The sequence below is a fragment of the Planctomycetia bacterium genome, assembly GCA_015075745.1.
Lineage (GTDB): Bacteria > Planctomycetota > Phycisphaerae > UBA1845 > UTPLA1 > UTPLA1.
On the sequence record JABTTW010000002.1, the window covers coordinates 449,781 to 465,421 of the forward strand.

A 15,641-nucleotide genomic window follows, 5' to 3' on the forward strand; every position below is an offset into this window, starting at 1 on the left:
AAGCCCAAACCCAAGCCCACGGATGCCAATCCGTGGGCTTTTCTTATTTCTGGGAAGTCAACTTGTCCGCCGCAAGCACGCGACCCACTTCCTCCGCGAGCATCGCATTACCCTCTTCCCGAAGGTGCCCGTCGCGCGGGAAATAGGGCTTCTCTCCGGCCGCAACGCGCTTCCTGAGGACCGGCAGCATGTCGATGCACTCGATCCCGTTCTTCCGGCACCAATCCGCCGTCATCGTGCAGAAGGTGTCCGCCGGCATGTCAACCGCATACGAAATGATCTTAATCACCCGATCGTGATAGACGTACTCCTTCGCCGGTATCGCCACGACAATCAGTCTCGCCCCGATTTGATTGGCACGATTGCGAAGCTCGACAATCGCCTTTTCACTTTGCCGCCGACCCTCGTCAATGGTGGGGCTGCGCGTGTCCTGCTCCGCATAGGCGGCGCCATCGAACCGGTAACTCTCGCCGTCGATGTCGCAATCCGCGCTGCCCCCCAGCGGCGGTTGCCGCCAATCATCCGGCAGGCGATACGCATTCTGTCGAACCGCGTTGTAGATGGCGTCGGACTGCGGATAATCGACCTGCCCTCCCAGCACCTGACGCTGGGCCCACCAAGCCTGAAAGCACGCCTCATCGAGCCAGTCATTCACGAACGTCGTAAAGATGACCACCTTCGGATTCAGCGGCGCGCCGTACGTCTCAAAAATGCGCAGGGCCTGTGAAGGTGAGCCGCCCGACAGGCCCATGTTCACCACATCCATCTTCAGCGAGTTTTCCAGCAGCTCCGTCCACGCCTTCTCCAGCGCGACCTTGTGTCCAAACGTAAAGCTGTCCCCCACCGCCACGGCAAAAACCTCGCCGTTAATGCCGTCATCGCGAAAGCATCCTCCGCCGGGCTCGATCCTGACGGCCTTATAGCCAAACGGCCGTCCAAGCTCATTGGTGTCGGAAACGCTCACGTCGCAGCGGAGCATCTTCCCGATGATCGGATGCGCGATCCACGCGCCCTTGATCTGCCACTCAGCGGTCAGCGGGGTGTAGCCCCGGCGAAATGCGTCCTCGCCGCCGTGGTGCCACAGCCACGCAGCCGCCAAGAGTGCGACCGTCGAAAGCGCGAAAAGCAGCAGCGCCATCTTCGCGTAGAGCGGCGCTCGTTGAGACTTACCGGATTGTGCGGTGTCGTCAGTTTGCAAGGATCGGCTCGGTTCGTGCCATATACTCCCGCCAGTCGCGCCACGGCCTGCCGCGATGATACACGGTGCACAGATTGCCGACCCGCTGCTGGCCCCCATAGTTCATACGAATCCACGCCTTCAGAGGCGCAAGTTCTCTGCCCTCGGCGTACTGGTGATCCGGATTCGGATCCTCCGCCAGCGAGAATCCCCCGGCGGGAACAAGCAGCTCCGGCTGGCCGTTCGACTGTTCACTCGGCGGCCCGACCCCCACGGGCGTCCAGTCGACAATCACATCCGGCGGATCGGCCTGAAGCCTGCGAATGATCTCCGGCATGGGCGGGTCGAGCAGGTAAATCCGGCCGCGAAAGATGTCAATCGCCTGGCACATCTCCAGCGGCGTCCGTCGATCGGCGTAGTAGCTGATCGTATGATCGGAAGGCCACAGCATGACCGACTGATCGCTCGTCGTCCGGGTCTCCAACACCTGGGTCATCTCCCGCGTGTATCGACTCATCACCGCATACGCCTTTCGGGCGTCGCTATTGGAGTCCGACAGGAACTTGAAATGCTCGTTGAGTTGCAGCGCGCCGACGACAAAGGCCACAAGCCCGACGGCCTTCGCAACGCGTACGGATGGCATCGGTCCGGCATCGCACAACCACGCGACGAGCACCGTCGCCGCCGGAAGCGACTGAAGCAGATAGTGACCGTAGCCGTTGGGGGCAAACACAAAGATGAGCGTGACCGACACCGCGTACGCCGCGATGAGGGCCGGTCCCGCCGGCGCTGCGGCGACCGAGCCCTCGGAATCACCCCGCGGCTTGCCACGGTTCAACACGATGGCAAGACACGCCGCCAGCGCAGGCCCGAAGATCGCCAGCCCGAACATCAGATGTCGGCCGACGTTGGCCCAGTGCTCGGGGTTGGCAAGCTGCGATCGCTCCGCCTCGACGCCGGACGCCCGATGAAGATCGTGCAGCAACACCTGCCGCACAAATGCGTCCAGCGAACCGTGCAGCCCAAGCCAGAAGGTCGTGGCGATCCACGGGACCAGCGCACCCGCCAGAAAAAACGCCGCGCCGCGTTTTCGATCGGCGCGACGATCTATCGCAATGCCGCGTACGCCGCAGACGATCGCAATCAGCAGCAAGAGAAACAGCAGCACGGCCGTCTGCTTGAAGTGAAAGGCAACTCCGCAGCACATGCCCGCAACGACAAATCGCCCTGTCGCCATCGGCATATCTGGTTTGCCGACGTCGCGATGCTCCCCATCCTTTGCTGTCGGAATCGAATGACTCGAAACGCCACTTGCGGGACCGCGCACCAGCAGAAGCAACGCGGCGAGTTCAAAAAAGGCGACGAACTTCTCAAGATTGTCCCCCCAATCGGCGAGGATTCGATGATTCAGCAGGACGCTGAGCAGGCAAACGAGCCACATTGCCGTGCCTCGCGATGCAAATCGCCGGGCCAGGCAAAAAGTGAGGATGCACACCGCCGCCGTCACAACCGCATCCAGCCACAACAGCGCCCGATCGCCGCCGCCGAAAAGCCACTCGACGACCGCAAAGGTCCAGAAGATCCCCGGCGGCTTGCTCTCCCACAGATCGCGATACAGGGCCGCGCCGTCGAGCATCCGCCCCGCGAAATAGGCCCATATGCCGGTGTCGGTCTGCAGAGGAATGGTTCCCCAGACCGTCCGCGACCAGATCAGATGCCCCAGCGCGGCCAAGACCAATATGACAGACAGTAATCCAGCCCGATCAGCATCAGGTGACCGAAGCGGCTCACTTCCCGCCTGCGAACTGACGTTTTGCGAGGGCTCCTCGGTCATGGGAGGCATTGTATCTGCCAAACCGGCATTGACAGCCGGGAATCCCGGGCGGCGTGGAAGTAAAAAAATCAGTTAGAAAAATAATCTCCGTCGCCTCGCTAATACCCTTGTAAGAAGATTCTCCGTTTCTCGGCGCGGCATCGACTGCGCTCGGAGGGGTCTTTGTTCATTCTCAGTTTTTTCGACACATTCAATGGAGGACATGTCATGATTCGATCACGCAAGACGCTGCTTGCCGTCGCCGCCCTTTTTCCATTTCTCGTCCCCCATCTCAGCCTTGCCCAATCGAGTAACGAACCCGCCCTCTACAAGGCCTTCTACCTCGAAAAGCAGGCCCGCGACTTTGCCGCCGCCCAGGCGCTTTACCGCGAAGTGCTGGGACATCGCCCGCCCGAGGAGGTCCGGCGAGTGGCACAGGCCGGCGCCGAACGATGCCGCGACGGCCTCGCCGCCGAAAACTTCGCCGGCCTCATGCCCGCCGACGCCATCGGCTACATTGAGCTGAATCGCCCCGGTCAACTCATCGAAAAAGTCGCGGGCATGATCGGCCTCACCACCGATGACATGCGCGGCGTCCTCGCCGGCAGGCCCAGCAAAAACTCCACCTCAATGGCCTACGTGCCGAGCCAGATGGTCATCAGCCCGGCCCTCTTCGAGCATCTTGCCGCGTTCGGTGGTGTGGCCGCCGCCGTCACCGACTTCGACCCCGAGGGCGATTCACCGCCCTCCGGCGTGATCGTCCTGCACCATGGCGACGCCGCAGGCCTCAAGGGCATCCTCGAAACTGCCTTCCAATTCGCCCCCCTCGCCGAAAAGCTCGGCGACCTGCCGACCTTCGGCACAAACCTCCCCGAAGTCGGACAAGTCACCGGTGTCCTGACCGAGTCGCTTCTCATCGTCGGCACCGGCAGAGAACTGGTGCAGGCCGCTGTCGAACGACTCATCGGCGAGCGATCCGACAGCCTCGCCTCACGGCCCGATCTCGCCGAACTCGCAAGCCAGAGAAAGGGCGCGACCCTCTTCGCCTACTGCGACCTCCAGGGCTTGATCCAGCGTGCCACCAAGAAAATGTCCGAGCACGACCGCAGCGAAATGAAAGTCGTGGATGGTCTCGTCGATCTCGACAGCCTCCGCTGGGCCGCCTTTTCCCTGGGGATTCAGGACAACATCTTCGGCGTGCAATTCGCCGTGCGCCTCGCCGACGATCACCGCTGCATCGCGTACAATCTGATGCGCCTCCCGCCGATGACGCGCGACTGCCTCAAAAACGTCCCCACCGACGCCGCCGGCGTCTTCGGAATGGGTCTCAATCCCGCGCTCACCTACGCCGCCGCAGACGCCGCCCAGAAGCACGGCGAAGATCGGGTCATCACCGGCTTCGACATCTTCCGCGAGTTCTTCGGCAACATCCGCGAGGTCTGCGGATTCGTCGTCCCCGGCGAAATGAAGAATGACGTCCCCAACGCCTGCATCCTGATGTCAGTCAACGACGTCGCCAAGTCGCGGGCCCTCTGGGATCAGTTCCTCAGCCTTCCCGGCCTCGTCGAGGGCAACGAGCCGATCGAGCCGCGGTCCATGAAGATCGGCAGCACCCCGGTCACCGCCTACGCCATTCCCGAACTCGGCAGAATCTACGTATCTGAGCTCGACGGCTGCATCGCCATCGGCCTGACGCGTAGCGCCATCCGCGATGCGATTCAGGCCCACGAAAAGGGCAAGTCTCTGCTCGACGACCCAATGCTGTCCAAGGCCTTTGAGGCCCTTCCCCGCGATACCAGCATCATGGCCATCGCACACATCGGCCGACTCGCGAAAGTAGCGGCCGGCCACGCCGACAGCCCGGGCGAATCAATGCAGGCCAACATGGCCGGCGAACTCTGCGCCAACACCATCGCCGCATTCGCCCTTGGTCAGGCCCACAACCAGATGACGATTCGCCTGTCGCTCGGCGGACTTCCCAACATAAACGACGTGATGGAAAAGTTCGGCCCGATGATCAACGCGTTTATCCCCGCCGCCCCCGCGCACCGCCACGACAACGAAGAGCGCGTCGTGAAAAAGGAAAAGAAGCGCCGCCAACCCGTCGAGCGGCAGGAGCGACCATAACTACGCGGGTGAAGTCATCGGCAGACGGTGACATCGCGTGCGTGAATTCGATTTCCGCCGCGAGATTCGGGGCCTTCGCCCCATCCGTCCGATGCGTCACCACATCGGATAAATAAACGGCGCCGCCCCGGTGCCGCCCAGCAGAATCAAAGCGCCGATGGCCAGAAACGCAAGCAGGATCGGCAGCAGCCACCACTTCTTGTTGTGCCTGAGGAAGTCGAAGAACTCGGCCACGAGGCCGGTCCGTGTCTCTGCGCCTGCGCGGGCAAACTCATCGTGATCGCCGGGATTATTCTTGTCTGCATGCATGGCGAGTTGATCCTCAATTTCAGAACTGTCGGTAATAGCGCCGAATATCGGCCGGCGGCGTACGCCTGATCCAGTAGCTCTGCGCCGCCGGATCGAACTTTCGCCGCATCGGGTCCCTGCCTAAGAGTCTCATCGCGACGCCGATCGGCGTGATCACCAGAAAGTACATTATCAGCATGACGGCGAAGGACACAACCAACCCGATCGGGTAGCCCACCGCGGTGAGAAAAAGATAAACGGGAAGCAGCGCCTGGGGCATGATCATCGCAAAGACCCCGCAATAGCCGGCAAGCCCCAGCAGGATATTCCGCGTCATCGGAACCGCGCTCTCCGCAATCGGGAAAATGACGATCTTGTGCTTCCACTCGACAATGCCCGCCACCACGGCGAACGCAAAGAGGCCGATCAGCCCGAAGCTGCGCAGCAACTTGGCCGACGGCTTCCAGTCGATGTCGATCAACGCCATGACAAACTCCAACCCGGCCCGCCGCCTAGTCCAACTGGAACTGGGCGAGATACTCCTTGATCTCTTCCTCGCTCATCTGCTTCTGCTCGCTCTTGTGCATGATGAAGTTCTCAACCACCAGCACGTCCATATCACACGCCATAAAACACCGATAAGCGTCGCTCGGTGAGCACACGATCGGCTCGCTGCGCACATTGAAACTCGTATTGATGATCACCGGGCAGCCCGTCTTCTCCTTGAAGCGGCTCATAATCTTGTGCATCCGCGCATGTCGCACCGGGTCCACCGTCTGCACGCGCGCGGAGTAGTCCACATGAGTGATCGCGGGCACGACCGAGCGTAACTGCTTGAGCTTCTCAATGCCGAAGAGGTCCTTGCCGTCGCCGTTAAGCGGCACACGCTTGTCCTCGCGCACCGGCGCGACGAGAAGCATATAAGGACTGTCCTCGTTGGGCCGCATATCAAAATACTCGTGCACGTGCTCGCGCAGCACGCACGGGGCAAACGGCCGAAACGACTCGCGAAACTTCACCTTCAGATTCATCACCGACTGCATCCTGGGGCTTCGCGCGTCGCCGATGATCGATCGGCATCCAAGCGCCCGCGGTCCGAACTCCATCCGCCCCGCCATGTGACCGACGACCTTCTCATCGGCAATGGCGCTCGCCACCGCATCGACAAGCTCATTCTCATCGGCGATGTAGTGATACTTCGCCCCGCACCGATCCAGAATGCTGCGAACTTCCTCCATCGGGTAGCTCGGCCCAAGCAGCGATCCATCCTGTCCGTCGAGTTCGCTGCGCGGCGTGCGCGGATGATTGAGCAACTGATGCCACACAAACAGCGCCGCACCCAGCGCCCCGCCCGCATCGCCCGCCGCCGGCTGAATCCAGATGCGCTCAAACGGCCCCTCGCGAAGGATGCGCCCGTTCCCGACGCAGTTCAGCGCAACGCCCCCGGCGAGCACAAGATTCCGGCTGCCCGTCTCCTTGTGAACATGGTTCGACGCCCGAAGCATGATCTCTTCAGTCACCCACTGAATCGACGCCGCGATGTCCATCTCGCGCTGCGTCAGCTTGCTCTCCGGCGGTCGCGGCTCGCCCTCAAACAGCGCATGAAACGCCGGGCTGGTCATCGTCAGCCCCTGGCAATAGTTGAAATACCTCATGTTCATGCGGATCGAGCCGTCGGCCTTGATGTCGACCAGCTCGCGCATGATCAGGTCTTTGTATTTCGGCTCGCCATAAGGCGCCAGCCCCATCAGCTTGTACTCGCCGCTGTTCGCCTTGAACCCGCAGTAGTAAGTGAACGCCGTGTAGAGCAGCCCCAGCGAATGCGGGAAGTGCATCTCGTGCGTGACATCGATGCGATTCCCCTTGCCGTGGCCATAACTCGCCGTCGCCCATTCACCGACGCCGTCGAGCGTCAGGATGGCCGCCTCCTCAAAAGGCGAAGGGAAAAAAGCGCTGGCCGCGTGAGACTCATGGTGCTCCGTGAAAACGTAGCGGCCCTTGTATAGATGCTTCAGCCCCTTATCCATCTCGCGCGGCAGATGGAGCTTCTGCTTGAGCCAAAGCGGCATCGCCTCCATAAAGCTGCGAAACCCCGCCGGGGCAAACGATAGATACGTCTCCAGCAATCGCTCGAACTTAAGCAGCGGCTTGTCGTAGAAAGTGACGTAGTCAAGCCGGTCGGCGCCGATCCCGCCCTCTTTCAGGCAATAGTCGATGGCGTGCTGGGGGAATCTGTAATCGTGCTTGATCCGCGAGAAGCGCTCCTCCTGAGCGGCCGCCACGATCCGCCCATCCTGAATCAGGGCGGCGGCGCTGTCGTGATAGAATGCGGAGATTCCCAGTATGTTCATAGCGACCCAGGCCGCCTTGTCGACGCCGTACGAACCAATCCAGGCGAGGCGGGCAGCAGAATATAGCCCGAGACTCCCTCGCATTCAAAGAACGCCTTGATCGCACGCACACAGAAATCGCCCTGTGCGCTCGCCGGTGTCGCAATCAGCCGCGTCGCCACAATCCTCGTTGCCAGACGCGGACAATTGGAGGATCATTCCAAGGATGACCCAGTGCGGTAATCTGCATTTGTTGAAATACCTGCACCTGCCCTCCCTCCGTCGACCATCGACGACTCGTGCCGTCCTCGCCGCCGCCATCATCCTTCTATGCGGAGCCGAGGTCGCGCATTCCCAGCAACCCACCCAGCAAGAGGCCCGCCCGAAGCCCAGCCAGCGCAGGCTCCCCAGGGGCTTTCTCGGCAAAACCATCACCCTCTCCAATCGGGCCCAGCGGAAGTACGCCGTGTTCACGCCGCCGCAATATGTCAAAGACAAGGACCACAAGTGGCCGCTGATCATCTTCCTCCACGGCAGCGGCGAGTGCGGTACCGACGGCATCAAGCAGACTACCGTCGGCCTGCCCCCCTATGTCGCGCGGCGGGCCATGAAATTCCCCTTCATCGTCGTCATGCCCCAGGCACAGAATATGTGGTTTCGCGGACAGGAAGCCGCCGCCGTCTGGGCCATTCTCGACGAAGTCCAATCGACCTACCGCGTCGATCCAGATCGCATCTACCTGACCGGCCTCTCGATGGGCGGCATCGCATCGTGGGAGTTGTCCGTGCTGCGGCCGGATGTCTTCGCCGCCATCGTCCCGGTCTGCGGATTCGCCCCCAAGGACTATCTCTCAAACATCGTCGATCTGCCCACCTGGGCATTCCACGGCGCCCTCGACAACAACGTCTCCGTTCAGGGCTCTCGCGACGCCATTGAAGAACTCAAGCGACTCGGCGGCTCGCCCATCTACACCGAGTATCCCAAGCTTCAGCACATCTGCTGGGACGAGGCCTACGCCACCCCCGACCTCTGGCGCTGGCTCATCCAGCAGCGCAGGAAGCCGACGCCCCGCGTCATCGACTACGTCTTCCCCGCCGGCCTCTCCCGCGTCTGGTGGCTCGCCGTCGAAGGAGACAAGTCCTACAAAAAGCCGTGCCATGTCCACGCCGAAATCAAGGACGGGGGCCTCATCGAAATCAACAGCCAGGGCGTCCTCGGTTGGGCACTCATCTCCGACGCCGAACCGCTCAAGCCGAACACCCCCATCGAGGTCAAATGGAACGGCCAGCCCGTCTTCAAAGGCGAGTTCACCGGCATCCTCTCGATCGAGCCCCAGCAAACCAACGGGACCGATCAGAAATCATCAACGAACCCGGCAAAATAACTCGGCCCCCGCAAATCGCTCGAATTCGCTTCACTCAATACTCCCAATCCCCCATCGGCCACGGGAGCGACATTTCGGCGAACAACGTGGCATGTCAAGGGTATAATCTATGGTTGCGGCTGGACCGCGCCGGGCCCATCGCTGAGCGACCTACCCTTGACGCAACAAGCGATATGGTTGCTCACGGCCAAACGAGCGAACGAGGAAATTCGTTATACTGTCAATGCGACGGCCCCGGAAAGTACGGAGAAAATCATCCTGACACCTCTTCTTTTCAGCGCTAATTACCCTTGTATCAAGACCGGCAATTCCATGACACTAAACACGCCCCAGACTTCACCCCCTCCCGCGCCATGTGTTTGTGGAGCACCAACAGTGCCTCCCGCTGGAAGATGTGGATGCTAACGAACATTGTGCGCCGTCAACTCTTTGCCTGGTTTGCCATGCTTGCATTCTGGATTTCCGTCGCGGTGTTTGTTCTTGCGATTGTAAGCTACCCTGTAAGTCTGTACTTTCGCGCATTCGAGTTTGCCCTTCTGTACAGACCCTGTAGCAACGAAGCGGGGGCGTGTGGGCACTGTTACTCCGTTTGGGTTGATTCCGGAGTAATTGGCGCTGGGAAATATGCATACTTTGGTGGGCCACTGTTTCCTAAGCCGCGATTCCGCTTAAGGGAACCCTCCCCATTTTTTGTAGGCCAGCATCTGAGGTATTATTGGTTTTCGCTCCCAGATGGTACTCGGTCATTAGGTGTCCCCTTATGGACTGTGCTGATTCCGCCAGCGGGCGTCGCTGCTGCGCTTTGGAAAAAACGTCGCCTACCGACTCCAGGATACTGCCCTGATTGTGGATATGATCTCTTTCGGATCACGGGCAATCGGTGTTCGGAGTGTGGTGCGGACCTTCGCGCGTTTCTTGCCTATCACGCCAGTCGGAGAAGCCCTGTCGTTTGCGCATCCTGCCGCAGCCCCGTCGAGTTTCGTAGCGACTGCAAATGCGAATATTGCGGCGAGCCTATTGACTTTGCGCAAGCGAGCTGGCAAGCTTATCATTCCACATCCTTGATGCTCCCCGCAAGGCTCAAGGGGCTTGCCCGGCCTTCAACAGTGAAACTCCTCGCAGCATGTCTGTATCCTCCGTGGTTATGGAATCGGATCGTGATTTCCCAGACGCCGTCCACCTCCTGCATTACCGCTTTGTGGCTAACGTGCGCCTTCTGGCAGGTGGCCTTGGCGCTCCCAATTGGCTTTTTGCAGCCCCACATTTCATTTGCGCTACTCGATAACAGCGGAATCGTTAAACTAACTCTTCTTCAGGTCTTCTTCTGTTGCGTCACGCCTTATTGGGCTATGTTCTGTTTTACTGCAACTGTCCCGCGATCTGCGGTCACTGTTAGAAAGTCGATACCATTGTTTTATACATTATCTATGCCAGTGTTCGCAAGCGTACTTGGAATTAGTACGATCCTCATGCTGAGAGGATATGATTTGCTTACTGCGATTGCGTTTTGCGGCGGCATGTTCTATTGGACTTATGGTGTTCATTATGCAGTTCGGCGCAACGTGACATACAGTACATATTCGGCCCGCGTCTATCCGAGTCATATTGTTGGCATTGTTGTGATTCCCGCAATCGTGGGTTGCTTATGTTTTTTTGCCGTGCTTTTGTTCGAGACTATCGGCTAACGGCCCGTGGTGAAAGTCGCTTGACACATGAACTCTACTGATAGATGAGGACTATGTCGAAGGGTTGGCACAGAGGACGGGGCGAACGGCGCCTTCGGCAATTCCGATGACAAAACGATCACCTACACCTATGACCCCGTCGGCCCGGCGGACCGAGGTGACCGATGAGGCCGGCCGCAAGACCACGACGACGTACAACACCCTGGGCCGCAAAACGCGGGTCACTGAGGACTCCGCCGGCCTGGCCTGGATCACTGACAGCCAGTTCGACCGCGCGGATCAGAAAAGGTGTCAGGATGATTTACTTGACGCATCCGACTTGGAAGACGCGATCTTGTCGTCAACAGTCACTCGAAACAAACAACCCGGGCTCAGAATCCCCGAAACCTGCGGGCATGGCGATATGTATAACGATACGAAGTTGAGTTCGACCGATACGACGCACTTCACAGCGGCCGGGATTAACGCCGGAATAGTTGAATGTCCCTCTTTTGCTCCCTAGGTCATCAAGAAACTCCCAGTTTATTTGACTCCGCAAAAACCCGCTGTATCTTTTAGACGGGATGCAACCGATGAACCGCGCGCTCCTAAATCCAACTTGGCGAATACTATTCAATCTATTAGTCTTGCTGGTTTGCTTCCCGATTCACTGCGCCCGGGATCCTGAAGGTCCAGTTGGCCACGAGGCCACTTCTTCCAATGGACCAATCATGGATACGACTCTGGGGTGGCGTGTTACAGATGCTGAGATCACTCAAACACAGATAATTCTCACAGGCATGGCCAAGGCATCAGAGAGTCGCACAGTGTTCTTTGAGCAATCGAGGCCCTGGTACGTGGAGTCAAATTACGAACTCGCGCGTGTTTGGCTTCGGTCTTCTTGCTATCGGCCAAAGCCAACCGTATCTCCGGCAGAGATGCGTGTTCTCGAAATCAGCTCTTCTCCTGAGGGATCGGCCCGACTCCTAACTGAAGAAGACCTAACGCGTACTATGGTTCCGGGAGGACTTCAACCTGTCTCGCGAAGCGTGTTTTTCGATTCGGGGGACATTCTACCTTTCCAAGCAATCTCCCTTGCTCAACCTGCGGCAGCAAGACTTCCCCAAAGAAGGCCTCGCCATTCACGTCTCACGATGAATCGTACGCTCCGTCAACCACCCCCAGGGGCGCGGGCGCGGAGCAAGTATCAATGAATAGAGACCGAACCAAACCCGCCCGGAGATGGAATTCTCAATGCCCGCGCGATCCAAAAGCCAAACGACTCAACCCCCTACCCCCTCTTGTGTCACCTTCCTGACTCGTTTTTCAAGGACTTACAAACGAACTTTCCCGAAACTTTCCACGCCCGTTCGGGCATGCACCGGTCTTGTTTCACCTTGCGAGTTTTCACCAAAAACCGCCCATTTCGCGAACCGCCCCAACCCAAGCCCGCCACAAGCGTTGGCACAATTTCCGAATGCTGTGTGTCACTTTATGTCACCTTCAACTCTTCGCACCGCCGCGACAATTATCAGTCCAAATAAACGCCGGCACGCCTTCACAAATGCATTGCCGCACATCAAGCCCCGCAACGTGCACCTGCTTGTACCAACAAGCGAATCCCCCCCGATCGAGCCCCGGCAGGGGCGCCGGGTTGTAGCCACTGGTGGAGCAAGGCGCAGCGAAGCAAGCCGAGCGCAACCAGTGGTCAGCATCTCAGTAAAAACCCCACCCCGGCAGGGGTGGAGGAGTCACTCGAATGCGCGCAAAAAACCACTAAAATCGCGAGTCGCCCCAACACAAGCCCGTCACAAGAGTTGCAAGCGAGAAAATCCGGCTGTGTCACCTTATGTCACCTTGGATTTGATGCCGCCAATCGCCCGAAATCGCAGGTCGGAGCAGTCGATGGTCGCCGCGAATTGTGTGAATTTCGACGTTTCGACGTTTCGACGTTTCCCCGCCGCCCTCAAAAGGCCGCGATCTCCTCGTCAGGCAGCCCCAGCAACCGCAGGAATTCCTGCATATCCGCCGCAAGCGGCGCGTGAAGCGTCAACGGCTTCTGATGAATCGGATGCGTCACCGTCAGCCGCGACGCATGAAGAAGCTGCCGGCGAAAATAAGGCTCGACCCCGTCCTCCGGCCTGCCGCTCACCTGGTGCCGCGAAACGTGCCGCCCGCCGTAAAACGGGTCGCCGACGATCGGGTGCCCGATATGCGACATGTGGATGCGAAGCTGATGCGTCCGTCCGGTCTTGGGGTAAAGCTCAACGACGCTGTAGCCGCGAATACGATTCAGGACGCGATAGCGCGTGACCGCATTCTTGGCCAGCTTCTTCGCGAACTTGGCGCCGAGCCGCTCGGCGAAACCGGTGGCGACGTAGCGATCGTGAACCGTCGGATGCTGCCCAATGGGCACGTCGATGATATCCTCGTCAAACTCCGGCGCGCCGTGGACGAATGCCAGGTACACCTTCTCCGTCTTCCGCTCTTCAAATTGCAGCGAAAGCCGCCAATGCGCCTCGTCGGTCTTGGCGACGATCATGATGCCCGTCGTGTTCTTGTCGAGGCGATGAACGATGCCCGGCCGAAAGGGGTCGTCGGTCTTGGCCAGCGCCTGACAATAAAAGGCAAGGCCGTTGGCGATGGTCCCACTCTGCGTGCGCGTGGCCGGATGCACGATGATCCCCGCCTGCTTGTTGATCGCCAGCAGGTAGTCATCTTCATAAACGATATCGAGCGGAATCTCCTCCGGAACCACGTCATAGACCGGCGGCGGCGGGAAGGCGATCTCGATCACGTCACCGTCTTCAACCTCGTAGCTCTTCTTGGTCGGCTTGCCGTTGAGCGTGATGTCGCCCTGCTTGATGAGCTTTTGCAGCGTCGTGCGCGAAACCCGTGGAAACCGGGCCATGAGATATTTGTCCAGCCGCCGGCCCGGCAGCTTCCGGCGGATATGAATGACGGCGCGCCGCGCCGCCTCATCCGCGTCGGAGCACTCCAACTGAACGAGCGGTTCATCGGCATCATCGACGGCAACCGGCGCACGGCCCGAAGGCGCAGCCTCGCCGGCATCTTCCAGACCGAATACCTCGGCCAGATCGCCCTCCTCGGGAGACTCGTCGTCAGACAATGGGGGTTTGTTTGCGGCGCTCATCATCGAATGGGCATGTTAATCGCTCAAAGGAGATTCCGCACGATCACCCGTCGCCGCACAAAGGGCAGAGTGACGAATGATCGCTGAATACGTGCAGGTGGTGACGAGGATCGCAATGCTACGTAGAGCTCTCGCGCTTCTCGCGATCCGTCTCTTTCGGCCGCTTCACCCAGATCTCGTCGTCCGGCTTCAGCCCGGAGACGATCTCGGTGTAGGTGCCGTCGGTGACGCCGATCTTGACCGGCCGCTTCTCTTCACCCCAGCGACCGCTGCTCTTCTTGATGGGTATGTAAACAAAGCAGTCGCGCCCCTCACTGAACAACGCATCATTCTTCACCAAGACGACATCCTGCAACTTCTCGGTCGTGAAGGACAAGTCAGCCTGAAGCCCGATGAGTTTCTTAAGGTCCTCACCAACAAGGCGGACTCGAACATTAAACGCCAGCGCATTATTCACCCGCTGCGGCTCCGGCAGGATGCGCTCGATCACGCCCTGATACGTCTCGGCCCGATAGGCCTCGACCGTCACTTCGACCCCCTTGCCCTCCATTTCCTTAAGGCGTTCCCCGGCACGGCGGGAATACTCTTCGTCGCTGAGCATCGTCGAAGTACCGGGTCGGGCATAGTCCGGAGCGATCTTGCGAATCGCGCCGATGTCGGCCTCATCCACCTGCGCCATGACATAAACGGAACTGACATCGGCCAGGGTCATGATCGGCGTCCCGCCGGTAAAGCCCGACGTACCGCTCTGAATCATCTCGCCCTGCTGAACCACAATGTTGTAGACCATGCCGTCGTTGCGTGCGCGGACCGTCGTCTCGTCGAGCCGCAGCTTGGCCTCGTCAACCAGTTTCTGCGCGCTCGTGGCCGAAGCCTCTGCCTGAATCACATCCTGCTCGGCGCTGTGCAAAACGATTCGCTCGTTGTTCCTGGCCCGCTCCAGGTCCGCCTCAGCGAGCTGCTTGGCGGCCTTCGCGGCGAGGTAGGTCGCCTTGGTCGTGACACCCTCGACATCGCCGGCGACATCGGACTCAAGGTATTGCCGCATCTTGTTCCACTTGAATTCGGCGTCCTCAAACCGGGACGCCGCATCCAGCAGCCGTGACTCGGCTTGAGCCGTCTGAAGCGGAAGATCCAGTTGCTGGTTCTCCAGCGCGATCTTTGTTTTCTCAAAAACCGACTGGGCCCGGTCCAGATCCGCCTGACTGGATTCCAGCCTGCGCTTTTCATCAACCGGGTCCAGCTCGACGAGGACTTGGCCGGCCTCGACCATCTGACCTTCCACGACGTGAATCTTGGAGACCTGCCCGCTGGCCTTGCTCTTGATGGTGACGAAGCGGTTCGCCTGTACCGTGCCGGTTGCTGTCACGGGAATGATGAGATTGCCGAGCTTGGCCTGGTCCTTCTCGCCATCCAGCCATGCGTTGCTGATGCTCGCCCGCGACAGGGCGTAAAACCCCAGACAAATGAGAACGACGACTCCGCCGCCGATGATCAGTTTTCGACTCATATGGGTGTCTCCAGAGCTATCGAGCCCGACAATGCGCCGGTCGTGGTGCGACAGCCGGCGTCGATCCTAATCGTATTTCGGCGATCACGCTTCATGCGGAATACCGCATCGCCGCCGATTCCCCATATCAGGCAAACGCGGCTTCCGGTGAATGTCTTCGCGTTGGTTCACCGCCATCGGCAATTGACACCGTG

The 15,641-nt window shown here is 59.6% G+C and carries 11 protein-coding genes; 4 read left to right on the plus strand and 7 right to left on the minus strand.

Annotated elements, in window-relative coordinates; translation table 11 throughout:
- Positions 1–43 precede the first annotated feature (43 nt).
- On the minus strand, positions 44–1,198 hold the full coding sequence (locus HS101_15400) for a hypothetical protein (protein MBE7507655.1): 1,155 nt from the start codon (positions 1,196–1,198) through the stop codon (positions 44–46).
- Positions 1,188–3,011 carry a hypothetical protein gene (locus tag HS101_15405; protein ID MBE7507656.1) on the minus strand — a complete coding sequence of 608 codons (1,824 nt, stop codon included), beginning with the start codon at positions 3,009–3,011 and terminating at the stop codon, positions 1,188–1,190. Before HS101_15405 ends, HS101_15400 begins: the two co-directional genes overlap by 11 nt.
- Before the next feature lie 207 nt (positions 3,012–3,218).
- Between HS101_15405 and HS101_15410 the strand changes: the two genes are divergently transcribed.
- Positions 3,219–5,117, plus strand: a complete 1,899-nt coding sequence (locus HS101_15410; protein ID MBE7507657.1) for a hypothetical protein — start codon at positions 3,219–3,221, stop codon at positions 5,115–5,117.
- Between the two features lie 96 nt (positions 5,118–5,213).
- On the opposite strand, the gene HS101_15415 is transcribed toward HS101_15410, so the two are convergent.
- From HS101_15415 to HS101_15425, 3 genes are read right to left on the minus strand one after another with little or no spacing between them, the layout of a single operon-like run.
- Positions 5,214–5,426: a hypothetical protein gene (locus HS101_15415; protein ID MBE7507658.1), complete on the minus strand. Its 213-nt coding sequence runs from the start codon at positions 5,424–5,426 to the stop codon at positions 5,214–5,216.
- Positions 5,427–5,445: 19 nt separating this feature from the next.
- On the minus strand, positions 5,446–5,892 hold the full coding sequence (locus HS101_15420; GenBank protein ID MBE7507659.1) for a hypothetical protein: 447 nt from the start codon (positions 5,890–5,892) through the stop codon (positions 5,446–5,448).
- 25 nt (positions 5,893–5,917) lie between these two features.
- Positions 5,918–7,756, minus strand: coding sequence for a carbamoyltransferase (locus HS101_15425; GenBank protein ID MBE7507660.1), 1,839 nt, complete (start codon positions 7,754–7,756; stop codon positions 5,918–5,920).
- A gap of 205 nt (positions 7,757–7,961) precedes the next feature.
- Between HS101_15425 and HS101_15430 the strand changes: the two genes are divergently transcribed.
- From HS101_15430 to HS101_15440, 3 genes are all read left to right on the plus strand, one after another.
- Entirely contained in the window at positions 7,962–9,119 is a 1,158-nt protein-coding gene (locus tag HS101_15430; GenBank protein MBE7507661.1) for a hypothetical protein, read from the plus strand.
- A gap of 1,157 nt (positions 9,120–10,276) precedes the next feature.
- The gene (locus HS101_15435; GenBank protein ID MBE7507662.1) at positions 10,277–10,804 is read left to right on the plus strand and encodes a hypothetical protein; all 528 of its coding nucleotides are present in this window, start codon (positions 10,277–10,279) and stop codon (positions 10,802–10,804) included.
- Positions 10,805–10,934: 130 nt separating this feature from the next.
- Positions 10,935–11,306 carry a hypothetical protein gene (locus HS101_15440; GenBank protein MBE7507663.1) on the plus strand — a complete coding sequence of 124 codons (372 nt, stop codon included), beginning with the start codon at positions 10,935–10,937 and terminating at the stop codon, positions 11,304–11,306.
- 1,443 nt (positions 11,307–12,749) lie between these two features.
- Here HS101_15440 and HS101_15445 read toward each other — a convergent pair.
- Both HS101_15445 and HS101_15450 read right to left on the minus strand, forming a co-directional pair.
- Entirely contained in the window at positions 12,750–13,940 is a 1,191-nt protein-coding gene (locus HS101_15445) for an RluA family pseudouridine synthase (GenBank protein ID MBE7507664.1), read from the minus strand.
- Positions 13,941–14,055: 115 nt separating this feature from the next.
- Positions 14,056–15,447, minus strand: a complete 1,392-nt coding sequence (locus HS101_15450; protein ID MBE7507665.1) for an efflux RND transporter periplasmic adaptor subunit — start codon at positions 15,445–15,447, stop codon at positions 14,056–14,058.
- Between the last annotated feature and the right edge of the window lie 194 nt (positions 15,448–15,641).